This window comes from Streptomyces sp. NRRL F-5123 (assembly GCF_000721495.1).
Lineage (GTDB): Bacteria > Actinomycetota > Actinomycetes > Streptomycetales > Streptomycetaceae > Actinacidiphila.
Genome location: NZ_JOHY01000002.1, coordinates 178,770 through 191,098 on the forward strand (window position 1 = coordinate 178,770; position 12,329 = coordinate 191,098).

The 12,329-nt window shown below is 74.5% G+C and carries 13 protein-coding genes and 1 pseudogene; 6 read left to right on the top strand and 8 right to left on the bottom strand.

The annotated features are described in order from the left end of the window. The 4 genes from IH54_RS0102615 to IH54_RS0102630 form a co-directional block, all read right to left on the bottom strand. The gene (locus IH54_RS0102615; protein ID WP_052396996.1) at window positions 1–873 is read right to left on the bottom strand and encodes a PhzF family phenazine biosynthesis protein; all 873 of its coding nucleotides are present in this window, start codon (window positions 871–873) and stop codon (window positions 1–3) included. Next, window positions 870–1,466: a hypothetical protein gene (locus IH54_RS0102620; protein ID WP_052397037.1), complete on the bottom strand. Its 597-nt coding sequence runs from the start codon at window positions 1,464–1,466 to the stop codon at window positions 870–872. The genes IH54_RS0102615 and IH54_RS0102620 overlap by 4 nt, the downstream gene beginning before the upstream one ends. Window positions 1,467–1,592: 126 nt before the next feature. Next, window positions 1,593–2,261 (bottom strand): hypothetical protein, encoded by a 669-nt coding sequence (locus tag IH54_RS0102625; protein ID WP_031512549.1) that lies wholly within the window; start codon window positions 2,259–2,261, stop codon window positions 1,593–1,595. Between the two features lie 285 nt (window positions 2,262–2,546). After that, entirely contained in the window at window positions 2,547–3,221 is a 675-nt protein-coding gene (locus IH54_RS0102630; protein ID WP_078861879.1) for a TetR/AcrR family transcriptional regulator, read from the bottom strand. Window positions 3,222–3,425: 204 nt separating this feature from the next. On the opposite strand from IH54_RS0102630, the gene IH54_RS0102635 reads away from it, so the two are divergent. The 4 genes from IH54_RS0102635 to IH54_RS0102650 all read left to right on the top strand — a co-directional run bounded on the left by IH54_RS0102635 (window position 3,426) and on the right by IH54_RS0102650 (window position 7,277). Then, a complete protein-coding gene (locus IH54_RS0102635) occupies window positions 3,426–4,202 on the top strand; it encodes a class I SAM-dependent methyltransferase (protein ID WP_031512551.1) in 777 nt (258 codons plus the stop codon). Window positions 4,203–4,366: 164 nt separating this feature from the next. Further along, window positions 4,367–5,314, top strand: coding sequence for a MerR family transcriptional regulator (locus IH54_RS0102640; protein ID WP_031512553.1), 948 nt, complete (start codon window positions 4,367–4,369; stop codon window positions 5,312–5,314). Between the two features lie 115 nt (window positions 5,315–5,429). Further along, on the top strand, window positions 5,430–6,014 hold the full coding sequence (locus IH54_RS0102645; RefSeq protein ID WP_031512555.1) for a DUF4291 domain-containing protein: 585 nt from the start codon (window positions 5,430–5,432) through the stop codon (window positions 6,012–6,014). Window positions 6,015–6,206: 192 nt separating this feature from the next. Then, entirely contained in the window at window positions 6,207–7,277 is a 1,071-nt protein-coding gene (locus tag IH54_RS0102650) for an alpha/beta hydrolase (protein WP_031512557.1), read from the top strand. A gap of 42 nt (window positions 7,278–7,319) precedes the next feature. On the opposite strand, the gene IH54_RS42750 is transcribed toward IH54_RS0102650, so the two are convergent. Then, window positions 7,320–8,213, bottom strand: a complete 894-nt coding sequence (locus IH54_RS42750; RefSeq protein WP_078861880.1) for a LysR family transcriptional regulator — start codon at window positions 8,211–8,213, stop codon at window positions 7,320–7,322. Window positions 8,214–8,396: 183 nt separating this feature from the next. Here IH54_RS42750 and IH54_RS42755 point away from each other — a divergent pair, with 183 nt between their 5' ends. Together IH54_RS42755 and IH54_RS0102675 are read left to right on the top strand one after the other, a co-directional pair. After that, window positions 8,397–9,122: a flavodoxin family protein gene (locus IH54_RS42755; protein WP_078861881.1), complete on the top strand. Its 726-nt coding sequence runs from the start codon at window positions 8,397–8,399 to the stop codon at window positions 9,120–9,122. A 237-nt stretch (window positions 9,123–9,359) separates the two neighbouring features. Continuing rightward, window positions 9,360–10,436: a hypothetical protein gene (locus tag IH54_RS0102675; protein ID WP_234343323.1), complete on the top strand. Its 1,077-nt coding sequence runs from the start codon at window positions 9,360–9,362 to the stop codon at window positions 10,434–10,436. Between the two features lie 370 nt (window positions 10,437–10,806). Here IH54_RS0102675 and IH54_RS39255 read toward each other — a convergent pair whose 3' ends face one another. The 3 genes and pseudogenes from IH54_RS39255 to IH54_RS0102690 all read right to left on the bottom strand — a co-directional run. Next, window positions 10,807–11,403 (bottom strand): IS110 family transposase, encoded by a 597-nt coding sequence (locus IH54_RS39255; RefSeq protein WP_052396997.1) that lies wholly within the window; start codon window positions 11,401–11,403, stop codon window positions 10,807–10,809. 77 nt (window positions 11,404–11,480) lie between these two features. Beyond that, on the bottom strand, window positions 11,481–11,612 hold the full coding sequence (locus tag IH54_RS47555; RefSeq protein WP_267965162.1) for a hypothetical protein: 132 nt from the start codon (window positions 11,610–11,612) through the stop codon (window positions 11,481–11,483). 239 nt (window positions 11,613–11,851) lie between these two features. Then, window positions 11,852–12,184: pseudogene (locus IH54_RS0102690) on the bottom strand (IS630 family transposase); the annotation flags it as partial. Window positions 12,185–12,329 lie beyond the last annotated feature (145 nt).

A 12,329-nucleotide genomic window follows, 5' to 3' on the forward strand; every position in this document is an offset into this window, starting at 1 on the left:
TCACGATAGGGGGAGGGTGTGACAACGGCCCCCGGCCGCGAGCACCGCGCGGCCGCCGACCCGTACGTGCCGTGGCCCCGGCCCGGGTTCCGCGGCGGCCGTGATCGTGGCGGGGGAGCCGAGCGTGTCGCCCATGTCGGCGGCGATCCGGGGCACGCCGCGTCCGGCGAGGTGGGCGGCGAGGCAGGCGGTGCTGTTGGCGTTCGCGATGTCCTCGGGCACCCCGATGGACGGGGCGAACATGCGCGCCGCGAGCCGCCCGTCCGAGCTGGGCGGGGTGTGGACGTAGACGCCGAGCAGCCCCAGCCGGTCGCACGCGGCGCGCAGCCGCGCGGGGTCGGGGGTGAGCGCGTGCAGCGCCGGGCGGCCGGCCACCGGGAGCAGCATGCGGGCCCGCCCGAGCGAGGCGATCACCGCGCCGTCCGCGATGCTCGCCCCGAGCGCGTCCCCCACCGCCGCCGCCTCGTCGGGCGTGGCCGCGTGCAGCTCCACGGGCCGGGTGCGGAATTCGGCGCGGTAGCCGGCGCCGTCCGGTTCTGCCCGGCCCGCGAAGGCCGCGCCGCCCGCGTGCAGTTCTCCTTGGAAGCGGCCGTTGCCGCGTGCGGCCAGGTATGCCAGCGCGGCCACCGTGCCGTGGCCGCACGCGGGCAGTTCGCCCTCGGCGGTGAAGAAGCGCAGGCGGGCGCGGCCGGGGGCGGAGTCGACGAAGACGGCGTGCGAGACGCCTGCGGCGGGCGCGACCGCCGCGCGCTCCGCGTCCGCCGCCCCCGCGGCCTCGCGCTCGGCGACGACCGCGGTGGGGCTGCCGCCCGCCCCCTCCGGCCCGCCCCGCCCGCACGCCCGTACCACCGTCACGCCCCACCGGCTGCTCATACGGGCATGTTGCCACCCGGCGCGGCAAGGGCGCGGGCCACCTCCGCGGGAGTCCAGTGGCCCGCGGCGCCGGGGCGGGTGGCGAGGTAGCGGGCGATCGCCGCGGGGTCCCGGCCTGTCTCGCGCAGCCCTGCGGCGATGACGCGCAGGTAGGGCACGGAGGGCGGCACCGGCGGAACGTCGTCCAGGTGCCAGGGCGCGGTGAAGGTGAGCAGCGGGTGGCCCTCCAGCGCGCCGGGGCTGACGAGGGTCTCGTAGCGGCCCGGGCCGAGCGCGTGGCGGCCGGTGGCGAGTACGGGCGCGAGGTCGAGGTCGCGGCCGGGCGGCCCGTACATCTCCTGGGCGGCGATGTCGGAGAGCTGGGCGGCCGTCAGCAGGTGGGCGCGGGCCCATGCCGTACCGGGGGCGTCGGGGTCGTAGAAGGCGCGGCCGCCGTGCCAGACGGGGGAGTGCGTCGCGAAGTACAGGGCGCCAGGAAGCTCCACGGGGCGCGAACGCGCGGGCATCCGCGGGTCACGCGCCCCCGCGTACGTACGGGACCCGCCGGGCGGGCGGCCGCCCGCGAGGTAGCAGCGCAGCCGCTCGGCGCACATGTTGGAGCCGTACGCCGCGTACCAGACCAGGCCGCCCGCCTCCTCGGCCACTCCTGCGTCCCTTCGCCCGTCCTCGCCGACATCTGTATCAGGCGGGAACGCCGGGCGGGCGGCGCGACGCGGGCGTCAGCGGGAGAGCAGCACGCCCGCCACGGTCATCGGGCCGAGCAGCATCAGGGCGGTGCGTTCCACCGACAGCAGCGAGCGCAGCCCCGACACGACCCGCGGCAGCGGCCGTACGCCCAGGTCGGCGAGCGCGAGCCGGCTCATGTGCACGGCGTCCGCGCGCTCTTCCCGCGCAGGGCGCTCGAGCGCGTAGCGGCGGACGAGGCGCACATTGCGGAGGTCGCTGTCGCTGAGGCTCAGCCGGATCCCGGCGGTGTCGGTGAGGACGAGGTAGGTCTCGGCAGTCCCGTTGCGGCCGACCTCCTTCCACGTCCGCACGCCGCGCAGGTCGTGCAGGTCGAGGGTGCGGGGTCCGGCCCAGGTGCGGGCGGTGAGGTAGCGGCGGTCGGGGCCGTGCCGCCGCGGGGCGCCCCGGGCCACGCACAGATGCGGCAGGAGGGCGAGCCCGACGCCCGCGGCGAGCCCCGCGGTGAACATGACCGGGGCGGGATCGGTGGGCCGCGCGACGAGCAGGACGGGCACCAGCGTGAGCGCCGCGACCACCCCGCCGAGGGCGACGGCGGTCAGCCGGATGCGCCGCAACTGCAGGGAGCGGACCGCCTCGCCGACCGGATCCGCCGCGTCCGCAGGGGCCGCCGGAGGCGCGGGCGCGGCGTCGTCATCGGGCATGAGGAGAGTAGGCAACCGCCTCACTCCGGGTGTCAAGCCTCGCGCGACGGTACGCCCACGGGACCACCGCAGGCCGCGATGCCCCCTCGCTGCGCCGACGCTCGGGGCCGGCGACCTGGCCCCTGCCGACGCCGACGGGCAGGTGTCGGCCCGTCACCGCCCGAGGCAGAGGCCGGCTCCTCGTCCGCAGCTCTGCAGCTCTTACACGCCTGACACGTCAGGCGTGCACAGGTTGCGGTGGACCACCTCGTGGCCCGCCCCCGGCGGAGGCGGCGGACCCGGCCGTCACCGCGCCCCGGGCGAACCGAGCGCCCCCGGCCCGGCGGGCACGCCGCCTCCGCCGGGGGCACCCGGCACGGCCGCCGCCGCGACGACCGCCGCGACGAGGCGACGCACGGCCGCACGGTCCGGGCCTTCCGGCCCCGCGTCCGCAGGCCGCTCTCGGTCGGCGAAGATCAGGTGGCCGCCGCCGACGAGGGAGAGCGTCAGCGCGTCCACATCCGCGTCCGGGGCGATGCGGCCGAGGTCGCGCTCGGCGGCCAGATACGCGCCGACCGCCTGCGTGGCCTGCCCCAGGACCGCGATGCCGCCACCCGGCGTGGCCTCCCGCAGCCGCGCCCGCAAGGCGTCCCGGAAGGTGATGAGCGGGATGATCGCCACCGGGACCGGCCCGAACAGCGCGGTCAGCGCCCCGGTGAGGTTGTCGACGACGCTGCCCTCCCCCGCCGACGCGCGCAGCACCCGCGCCTGCTCCTCCAGCTCCGCCGCCCGGTCGAGGACGAGTTCGGCCAGGAAGGCGTCGAAGTCGGCGAAGTGCCGGTGCAGCACTCCCTTGGCGCAACCCGCCTCGTCGGTGACGGCCCTGCTGGTGAGCCCGTTCGGCCCGGACCGCAGCAGGATGCGCTCCGCGGCGTCGAAGAGCTGCTGCCGCGCGTCGCGCAGATGCACACCGGTCGGCATGCGCCGCTCCCCTCTCACCTGCGGGCGGTCCGCTGTCGGCCGCCGCCCTGACGGCCGATTGTTGCTCAGTGGGCACACGCCCACTAAGGTGGGCACATGCCCACTTTACCGCCACGACCCCCGGATCAGGCCCCGCCCACCACGGGCTCCCCGCGTCCCGCACCGGACTCCGCCGGCGGTCCCGCGCCCCACACCGCCCGCCGCATGGCCGAGTCCTTCGGCGAGAACGCGGGGCAGTACGACGCAGCCCGGCCCGGCTACCCCGACGCGCTCATCGCCCGGATCGTCGCCGGCATGCCCGCACCCGACGACCCCGCCCGGCCCGACGTCCTGGACGTGGGCTGCGGCACCGGCATCGCCGCCCGGCAGTTCCAGGCCGCCGGGTGCCTCGTCCTGGGTGTCGAGCCCGACCCGCGCATGGCCGCCTTCGCCCAGGCGCGCGGGCTGCCCGTCGAGGTCGCGACGTTCGAGGCGTGGGAGCCCGCCGGCCGCACCTTCAACGCGGTCGTTGCCGCCCAGTCCTGGCACTGGGTGGACCCCGCCGCGGGTGCCGCCCGGGCCGCCGAGGTGCTGCGCCCCGGCGGGCGGCTCGCCGTCTTCGGGCACGTCTACGAGCCGCCGCCCGAAGTCGCCGAGCCCTTCGCCGCCGCCTTCCGCCGTGCCGTCCCCGACTCCCCGTTGAGCACCCAGCCCGCGCGCCGCCCGCTCGACGCCTACCAAGCCCTCTACGCGACGTTCGCCGACGCCATCCGCGACACCGGCTCCTTCGACGCCCCCGAGCACTGGCGCTACGACTGGCAGCGCCCGTACACCCGCGACGAATGGCTCGCCCTGCTCCCCACGACCGGCGGTCTCACCCGGCTCACCGCCGCCCAGCTGTCCGTGATCCTCTCCGACGTCGGCACGGCGATCGACGCCCTCGGCGGCGCCTTCACGATGCCGTTCACCACTCTGGCAACAACCGCGGTCCTGCTGTCCTGACAGCTGTCAGGACCACCCCGCCCCGCCATCCGCTATTCCCGCGCGCACCGCGTACCCGGCACCGCGTACCCGGCGCCCCGCGCCCCGCCCGCAGGAGACCCGCCGCCCAGCGGGCACCCGCATGCGCTTGAGTCTCCCGTGGGGGGAGACGGGAGGGTACGGGCATGGACGGCGACACGTACTTCACGATCGGGGAGCTGGCGCGGCGGACCGGCCTGACGGTCAAGGCCATCCGCTTCTACTCCGACACCGGGATCGTGCCGCCCACGGCCCGCAGCCCCGCGGGCTACCGGCTCTACGACATCACCGCGCTCGCCCGCCTCGCCCTCGTACGCACCCTGCGCGACCTCGGCCTCGAACTCGCCGTCATCCGGCGCGTGCTGGACCGCGAGGCCACGGTGGCGGAGGTCGCGGCCGCGCACGCCGACGCGCTCGACGTGCAGATCCGCACCCTGCGGACGCGGCGCGCGGTGCTGCGAGCGGTGGCCGAACGGGGCTCGAACGAAGAGGAGTTGCAGCTCATGCACCAGCTGGCCAAGCTCACCGACGCCGAACGGCGGCGCCTCGTGAAGGACTTCGTCGAAGAGACCTTCGGCGGCCTCGACGCCAATCCGGAGTTCGTCGCCATGATGCGCGCGGCCATGCCCGAACTCCCCGACGACCCCGCGCCCCCTCAGATCGAGGCCTGGGTGGAACTCGCCGAACTCACCCAGGACCCCGACTTCCGCGCATCCGTGCGCCGCATGGCCGAATACCAGGCGGCCGAGCGCGCCACCGGCGACACCACCGGGTTGCACCACGAACTGACGGAGGCCGTACGGGACGTCGTCACCCGCGCCCTCGACGACGGCACCACCCCGGACTCCCCCGCGGCCGCTCCCGTCGTCGCCGGGCTCACCGCGCGCTACGCCCGGACGTTCGGCCGCCCCGACGACACCGCCCTGCGCCGCTGGCTGCTGACCCGCCTCGACGTCGCGTCCGACCCGCGCGCGGAGCACTACTGGCAGCTGCTGTCCGTCATCAACGGCTGGCCGCAACAGCCGCCGCTCACACCGGTGTTCGCGTGGTTCGCGGCCGCCCTCCGCGCGCACCCGGAGATCGCCGTCCCGTAGCAGGGACCCCGCGGTCGCGCAGGGGGGTCGCTCCTCGGACCGGTGCCCCCGTCGCCCCTCCCGCGCCGCGGTAATTCGCTGGCGGCCGCGGCCCCCCGCCGCTCACCCTGGCCCCATGCAAGAGCCCACCTACCGCGTCCGCGCCCTCGCCACCGGCTCCACCGTCACCGTCTACCAGGCGTACAGGCCCGAGATCGGCCTGGCGGCGGTGCGGGAGGGCCGCTTCCCGGCGGCGTGGAAGAGGGACCGGATGACGTGGATCAAACCGTCGTTCCTGTGGATGATGTACCGCTGCGGATGGGGCACCAAGGAAGGCCAGGAGACCGTCCTCGCCGTCGAGATCACCCGTGAAGGCTTCGCGTGGGCACTCGCGCACGCCTGCCTGTCGCACTACGAGCCGGGCCTGCACGCCGACCAGGCCTCCTGGAAGCGGGAGTTGAAGCGCTCTCCCGCGCGCGTCCAGTGGGACCCCGAACGCGACCTCCACCTGCGCCCCTTGCCGTACCGCTCGCTGCAACTCGGCCTTTCCGGCGAAGCCGTACGCCGCTACGCCGACGAGTGGACCGTCTCCGTCACCGACGTCACGCCCCTCGCCCGTACCGTCCACGCCCACGTCCGCGCGGGCGAACTCGACGCGGCCCGCGCCCTCCTCCCGCGCGAGAGCCCCTACCCCGCGGACGTGTCGCACCTCCACCGCTGAGCCCGCCCGCAACCCGGACCGAGGGCTTCCCGGCACGCCGTCCGCAGGCAAAGATGGGCCCACCAGGACCGGTTGAGGAGGAGGACGCGATGAGCCGCCCACCTGCCACGGTCGCGTCCTCGTCCGGGCCGACCGGAGATCCGCCGGCCCGCGTGCCCGTACCGGCACCGCCCTCCGGAGGCTGAACGCGCCGTGCGGACCGGTTTCGTCACCTCGATCGCGATCCTCGCGCTGTGCACGTTCGCCGCGCTCCGGCCGCCCATGCCGCGGCGGTCGAGCCCGTCCAATGTGTGGTTCTGGCTCGGCTGGTTCGTCAACGAGCAGCCCTTCGTGGGCCTGGCCGTCCTGGCCCTCAGCACCTACCAGACGCTGGCGACGGACGTCGGCGGCCCGCTGTGGTGGCTCGCGGCCGCCCTCACCGCCGCCGTCGCCTGCGGTATGGCCGCGCTCGCCGTACGTACCCGGTCCGCGCGGGGCGTCCTGGAGGCGGCTCTCGCGGACGTGCCGGGCCTGCGCGTCCCCCGCCGCCCGCTTCCCCTGCTCCGCGTGCTGCTGCCCCTTCTCGTCCCGCGCCGCGGTGTCCGTCGGCTGCGAAACCGCCGCTACGGGAGGGCCCGTTCGCAAGCGCTGGACGTGTACGTCCCGCGCGAGCGGCCGCACGGGGCACCCGTCCTGCTCTATTTCCACGGCGGCGGTTTCACGACCGGCAGCAAGCTCATTGGCGGGCTGCCCCTCCTCTACCGCCTCGCGGCGGACGGCTGGGTGTGCGCGAGCGCCAACTACCGCTTGCGCACCCCGTACCCGAACTCGCTCGCCGACGCCCGCGCGGCCGTCGCATGGCTGCGAGACCACGCCGACGAGCTCGGCGCGGACCCCGAACGCCTGGTCGTGGCGGGCGGATCGGCGGGTGCGCACCTCGCCGCGACCGTCGCCCTCACCGACGGCGCGGTATCCGCCGCGATCGGCTTCTACGGCTACTACGGTGAGGTCGGCGGCGGCCGGTCCGGTGGCCCTGCCACCCCGCACACCCATGTCCACGCCGCCGCACCGCCGTTCCTGCTCGTCCACGGCTCCCTCGACACCCTCGTGCTGGCCGCGGACGCCCGCGCCTTCACCGCCGCCCTCGCCCGTACGTCCGCGCAGCCCGTCGTCCTCGCCGAACTCCCCGGCACCCAGCACAACTTCGACGTCCTCCCCTCCCTCCGCCTGCACGCGATCAGCGACGCCGTCGAGGCCTTCGCCCGCTGGGCGACGGACCGCTGACGCCGCAACTGCCGTGCCGCAACTGCCCTGCCGCGGCCCGCGTCACGCCGCGGCGCGCGCCTCCGCGGCTGCGTGCAGCAGGAGTTCGCGCAACGCCACGGCGGCGGCAGTGGGCTCCGCAGGAGTGAGGACGACCTGGTCGGCGGTCGTCGACGGGCCGGTCAGGGGGATGACGCGGATCCCGGGCGGGGTGTGGTCGAGGGCCGAGCCGACGGTGATGCCGATGCCCGCCCCGGCGGCGACGTGCGCGGCGATGGCGTGCACGCTGTCGGCGGTGCGGATGATGCGCAGGTCTGCGCCGCCGATGTCGAAGGCGGCCAGCAGCCGGTCGCACAGACCGCTGTTGATCTGGTGCGGCCAGGTGAGCAGGTCCGTCGCGGACAGCTCCGAGGCGCTCAACTCCGCACGCCCGGCGAGCGGGTGGCCCGCGGGCACGAGGGCCATGAACCGCTCGGCGGAGAGCACCCGCGCGCGTACGCCGGTGAAGCCGTCCGTGGCCCAGCCGATGCCGAGCCCGGCCGTGCCCGTCCGCAGGGCGGTGAGCTGGGCCGTCGTCGGCATCGGCTCGGGCACGATCGTGACGTCGGGGAAGCGGTCGCGCAGCCGCGGCAGGCACTCCAGCAGGAGCTGGTGGCCGGTGTATTCGGCGTGGCCTACGACGAGGGTGGTGCCGCTCCGGTCCCCGGCGGCGAGGGCGCGGCCGCGCTGCTGGAAGCGGCGCAGCTGGGCCAGCGCGGCACGCGCGTCGGGCAGCATCGCGGCGCCCAGGTCGGTGAGCGCCACCCGGCGGCTGGTGCGGTGGAACAGCCGTCCGCCCAGGGCGGTTTCCAGCCGCCGTACGGCGTCGCTCACCGTCGGCTGGCCGCGGTGCAGGCGCGCGGCGGCACGTCCGAAGTGGAGTTCCTCGGCGACCGTGACGAAGGCTTCCAGCTCCATCCTGTCCACACCGCAAGGTTAGCGCCGATCGATCGGTGCGGCCGATCGCTGCATGCCGGAATCCGGCGTTGATGGTGCGCCGCGCGCGGGTTGTGATGGCAGGGCAAGCAGCGCCCGCCTCCCGCCGCCACCGGCTGCGGGGCAGGAGCGGCGCACGCCCGCCATCAGGAAGCGTGAACAGACATGACAAGCAACGGCGTTGACCGCACCCCCGGCGCAGCTCCCACCGTCACGGTGACGGTGGTCGTCCACTCGGTGCACGGCCGCACCCGGCTCCTGGCCGAGCACATCGCCGCCGGCGCCCGTACCGTCCCCGGTGCGCAGGTCCACCTCGTCGACCTGCGGCCCGAGGACGTCACCGCGGGCCGCTGGCACGACGCGGCGACGGCGGAGCTGCTCGACCGCAGCGACGCGATCGTCTTCGGCTGCCCGACACTGATGGGCAGCGTGTCGGCGGTGTTCAAGGCGTTCATGGAGGCGGCGTTCAAGCCGTTCACGACGCAGGGCTGGAAGGACAAGCTGGCGGGCGGCTTCACCATGTCCGCGTCGCAGAGCGGCGACAAGCTCGCGGTCCTGCAGCAACTGTCCGTCTTCGGCGCCCAGATGGGCATGCAGTGGATCGGCGTGGCCGACATGCCGGGCAACAACTGGAGCGGCGGCACCCGCGACGACGTCAACCGCCTCGGCTCGTGGCTCGGCCTGATGGCCCAGAGCCACACCGACCTCGGCCCGGAGGACGGCTGCTCCCCCGGCGACCTGATCACGGCCGAGCGCTACGGCGAGCGCATCGCCCACCTGTCCCAGCGCTGGGTCAACGCCGTCCCGTACACCACGACCCGCATGACCGAGCACGAGGCCCGCGCCCTGTCGGCGTCCCTCAGGAAGCCCGCCGACAGCCCGGCAACCTGACCCCCGGGGCGAGCGGGCGCCGTCGGCGCGGCGGCGGTGACCGGACCGGGCCGCGGGCCGTCCGCCGCCGACCGTCCGTGCTCGGCCCCACCCGCCAGGCCTGCGCGAAGACGCTCCTGGCCCGCAAGCACCCGCACCCCCGGCCGGCCCGCAAGCACCCGCACCCGCGGCAGCGGGCGAACGGCCCTGGCGCGACCGGCGGTTCGCGACACGCCGCCCGGGTTCTAGGGTGTGCCGGTGATCTTCAAGAGGAAGCAGCGGGCCTCGGGCCTCGCCACCACCGTGTCCGAACTGGAGGACGCGGTCGCCGCGCGTGACGGCGACCGTACCGGGCGCGCTTTCGCCACCATGATCGAGAGTGTGCAGTCGGCGCCGGACGACGCACGCGTCGCGGCCGGGCCCCGGCTGGCCGCGCTGCTCCCCGCCTTCCCGCCCACCGGTCCGCGGCCGATGCTGGCGATGGCGGCCGGCTTCTGCGTCGAGCACGGGGCGGACCCGGTGGCCTGCGCCGGCCCGGTCCTCGACGGCGTGCACCGGGATCTGCTCGACGCCCTGGAGTTCGCCCGCCGCTGGTCGGCCACCGGCGAGGCCGGCGAGGAGCTGCCGGAGCCGGACGGGAAGATCGTCGACGACGCCCTCCGGGCCCGCCTGGGCGGCGACCCGTACGAGGCCACGCGGCTGGCCCTGGCCTGGTGCTCGGTCGAGGAGTGGCAGCCGCCCGCGCTGGCCGTGCTGTGCCGCAGCGCGGAGGTACGCCGCCTGCACGCGGCCGCGGTCCTCCCCGCCTGCCGCGAGCTGGCCGCCCTGAACCGGCACGACCTCAAGTGCCTGGCCTACGCCTTGGCGGTGCTCGACGACGAGCCCGTGGTCGTCCTCCACCGGCCCACCGGAAGCGGCTTCGAGATACGCATCGGCGGCATCGGCGACAACTTTCAGCTGCACACGCTGCTCGCCCACGTCCTGATCGGCGGCGGCCACGTGCCCGGCACGCCGCCCTCCGCGGAGAGCGTCCGCCTGGCCACGGACCCGGAGCCCGCCCGTGGGCGCAGCGAGGCCGTGGCGACCGGGGCCTTCGAACTCCTCGCCCCGGACGGCACGCGCATCTGGAACGAGGGCCTGCCCGACGACATCCCGGTCGTCGCCGGACGCCGCCTCCTCGTACTCGACAAGCCCTCGTACCAGCGCAGTTGGAATGCCGACCGGTTCTTCCCGCACCTCCCCGGCACAGCCGAACTCACCCGCGTCCTGACCCCGGACGAGACCCGCGCCTGGTCCGCCCACCTCTCCGCGCCCGCCGCCGACCACCCCTCCTGACCCGCCCCACCCACGCGAGCAACCGCAAAGGGCCCCCGACCCTCTCGGGGGCCCTGGCCCGAGGCCGTTGTCAGTACCCCTTGTCGCGCATGAACTGCCGGGCGGCAGTCCGCCACAGCCCCTTACCGCCGACTGACACCGACGCGTGGTTCTCCGTCCCAAGACCTGCGATGTGCTCCACGTACTCGTCGCGCCGCACCACGGCCCCACCGCCCCGGGCCCGCTCCGACGATCACACGCTCATTGCCGTACGGCACGACAAAGCCCCCGCCCGGATGATCCGGCGGGGGCTTTGACCTGTGGTGCACTCGGCAGGATTCGAACCTGCAACCTTCTGATCCGTAGCTCTAGCCGGAAGGGGCGCGGGCGGTCATACAGGCCGCCACGGGTGCGCCGAGGGGCCCTGTAGGGCAGCACGGGTTGCTGGGGTTGCTGTACTTCGCTGCTGTACGGGATGCTGAGGCGGATCGTGCGCCATCTGGCAAGCTTCCCTCGTGATGACCTGGGCTGCCTTCTGGGCACTGATAGAGACCTTGAAAGGCGAAGCCAGCGAGCGGGCCAGGAGCCGGAGGGTGAAGACGGACGCGTCGTCGCTGTCGGCAAGGCCGTCCGCGCACCGTGCGATCAGCGCCGGGTTCCTGAGCCCGGACAAGGACTCGCGCAGTACGGGGTCGACGCCCAGGAGTACGGCTTTGAGCTGGTTCATCGCCTGGGTGCGGGCCTTGACGGCTGATTCCTTGGCCAGTCTGAGGACGCGCAGGTCCGCGGCCGGGCCTTCACCCGTCTTCGGCGTGGTGGTGGCGCGTCCGGACAGAACGGCGCGGGCGTCGGCGTCCGCGCCGACGGCGTCGGCCTTGCCCCGCTTGCGGCGGGTGGCACGATCAGGCTGGTTGACCTCGATGACCTGGATGTTCTCCTGCCGCAGGAAGCGCGCCAGGACGGCTCCGTAGGATCCGGTGCACTCCACTCCGGCGCGGCGCAGGATGCCGAAAGAGCCGCCCAGACGAGGAGTTGGCGGTAACCAGCAGCGGTGGTCGGGAACTCCTAGTGAGCCAGGAGTGCGCCCAGCACGGTGATCACTGCGGCGACGTGCACGTCTTTGTGGGTGTCGACCCCGAGGACCACGTCCTCCGCGGGCTGTGCTGCCCGCTGTGCGGGCAAGGTTGGCTTGGGCATGCTGGTGACGGTCACGCGGCTCCTTCATCGGCTGGGGCTGATGGCCGACGCCGGGCCGGAGGGCGGTCAGAACTGTGATGGTGCCTTGTAGGGCAAGGCCCCTATCGGGACACGCTCGCCGGTCCGGCGGCAGCAAGCATCGCCAGGGGCCGGAGCCGACAGATCTACTCCAAGGCAGCTGAGGCCAGTTGTCGCACGGGTCAGGCCCCGGCCCCCGGCGGCACCCCACGAGTCTCACAGTTGTCGCAGACGATCGCGATGCGGACCTCGGGCGGATAGAGACTGCGCAGGTAGCGGCAGAACTCCAGGAACTTCGTCCGGTTCTTGGTCTTCTTGATGTGGCCGTAGAGCTTGTCCTTGCCCAGGTCGTAGGCGGCGAACAGGTGCCTGACCCCGTGCGGTCGGGTATAGGTCGCCCGCCGCCGCGGCCTGGGCCCGCGCTCGGGATCCTTGTGCTTGCCGCCGCGTTCGGCCCACTGCCGCCCGGGGTGAGGCTGGAGGTTGAGCGGGCCGAACTCGTCCATGCAGAAGATGACCTCGGGCTCGCCGGACTCGGGGATGACCTCGCCGTCGGTGCGGTGCACCAGTGCATTCCACTGCGGTCTTGGCAACGCCCCCTGCATCTCCGAGATACGCTTGCCGACTGACGATGTATCAAGTAACCTCTGCGAGGCAAGAGTTGAGCGGGGCGAGAGTTGGAGCCAATGGCGCGAGATC

Bases quoted from the DNA above. Each gene is read 5' to 3' on its own strand.
- IH54_RS0102625 (WP_031512549.1), bottom strand. From the start codon at position 2,261: ATGCCCGATGACGACGCCGCGCCCGCGCCTCCGGCGGCCCCTGCGGAC.
- IH54_RS47555 (WP_267965162.1), bottom strand. From the start codon at position 11,612: ATGCCCAAGCCAACCTTGCCCGCACAGCGGGCAGCACAGCCCGCGGAG.
- IH54_RS42755 (WP_078861881.1), top strand. From the start codon at position 8,397: ATGACAAGCAACGGCGTTGACCGCACCCCCGGCGCAGCTCCCACCGTC.
- IH54_RS0102615 (WP_052396996.1), bottom strand. From the start codon at position 873: ATGAGCAGCCGGTGGGGCGTGACGGTGGTACGGGCGTGCGGGCGGGGC.
- IH54_RS0102640 (WP_031512553.1), top strand. From the start codon at position 4,367: ATGGACGGCGACACGTACTTCACGATCGGGGAGCTGGCGCGGCGGACC.
- IH54_RS0102630 (WP_078861879.1), bottom strand. From the start codon at position 3,221: ATGCCGACCGGTGTGCATCTGCGCGACGCGCGGCAGCAGCTCTTCGAC.
- IH54_RS0102635 (WP_031512551.1), top strand. From the start codon at position 3,426: ATGGCCGAGTCCTTCGGCGAGAACGCGGGGCAGTACGACGCAGCCCGG.
- IH54_RS42750 (WP_078861880.1), bottom strand. From the start codon at position 8,213: ATGGAGCTGGAAGCCTTCGTCACGGTCGCCGAGGAACTCCACTTCGGA.
- IH54_RS0102645 (WP_031512555.1), top strand. From the start codon at position 5,430: ATGCAAGAGCCCACCTACCGCGTCCGCGCCCTCGCCACCGGCTCCACC.
- IH54_RS0102620 (WP_052397037.1), bottom strand. From the start codon at position 1,466: ATGTGCGCCGAGCGGCTGCGCTGCTACCTCGCGGGCGGCCGCCCGCCC.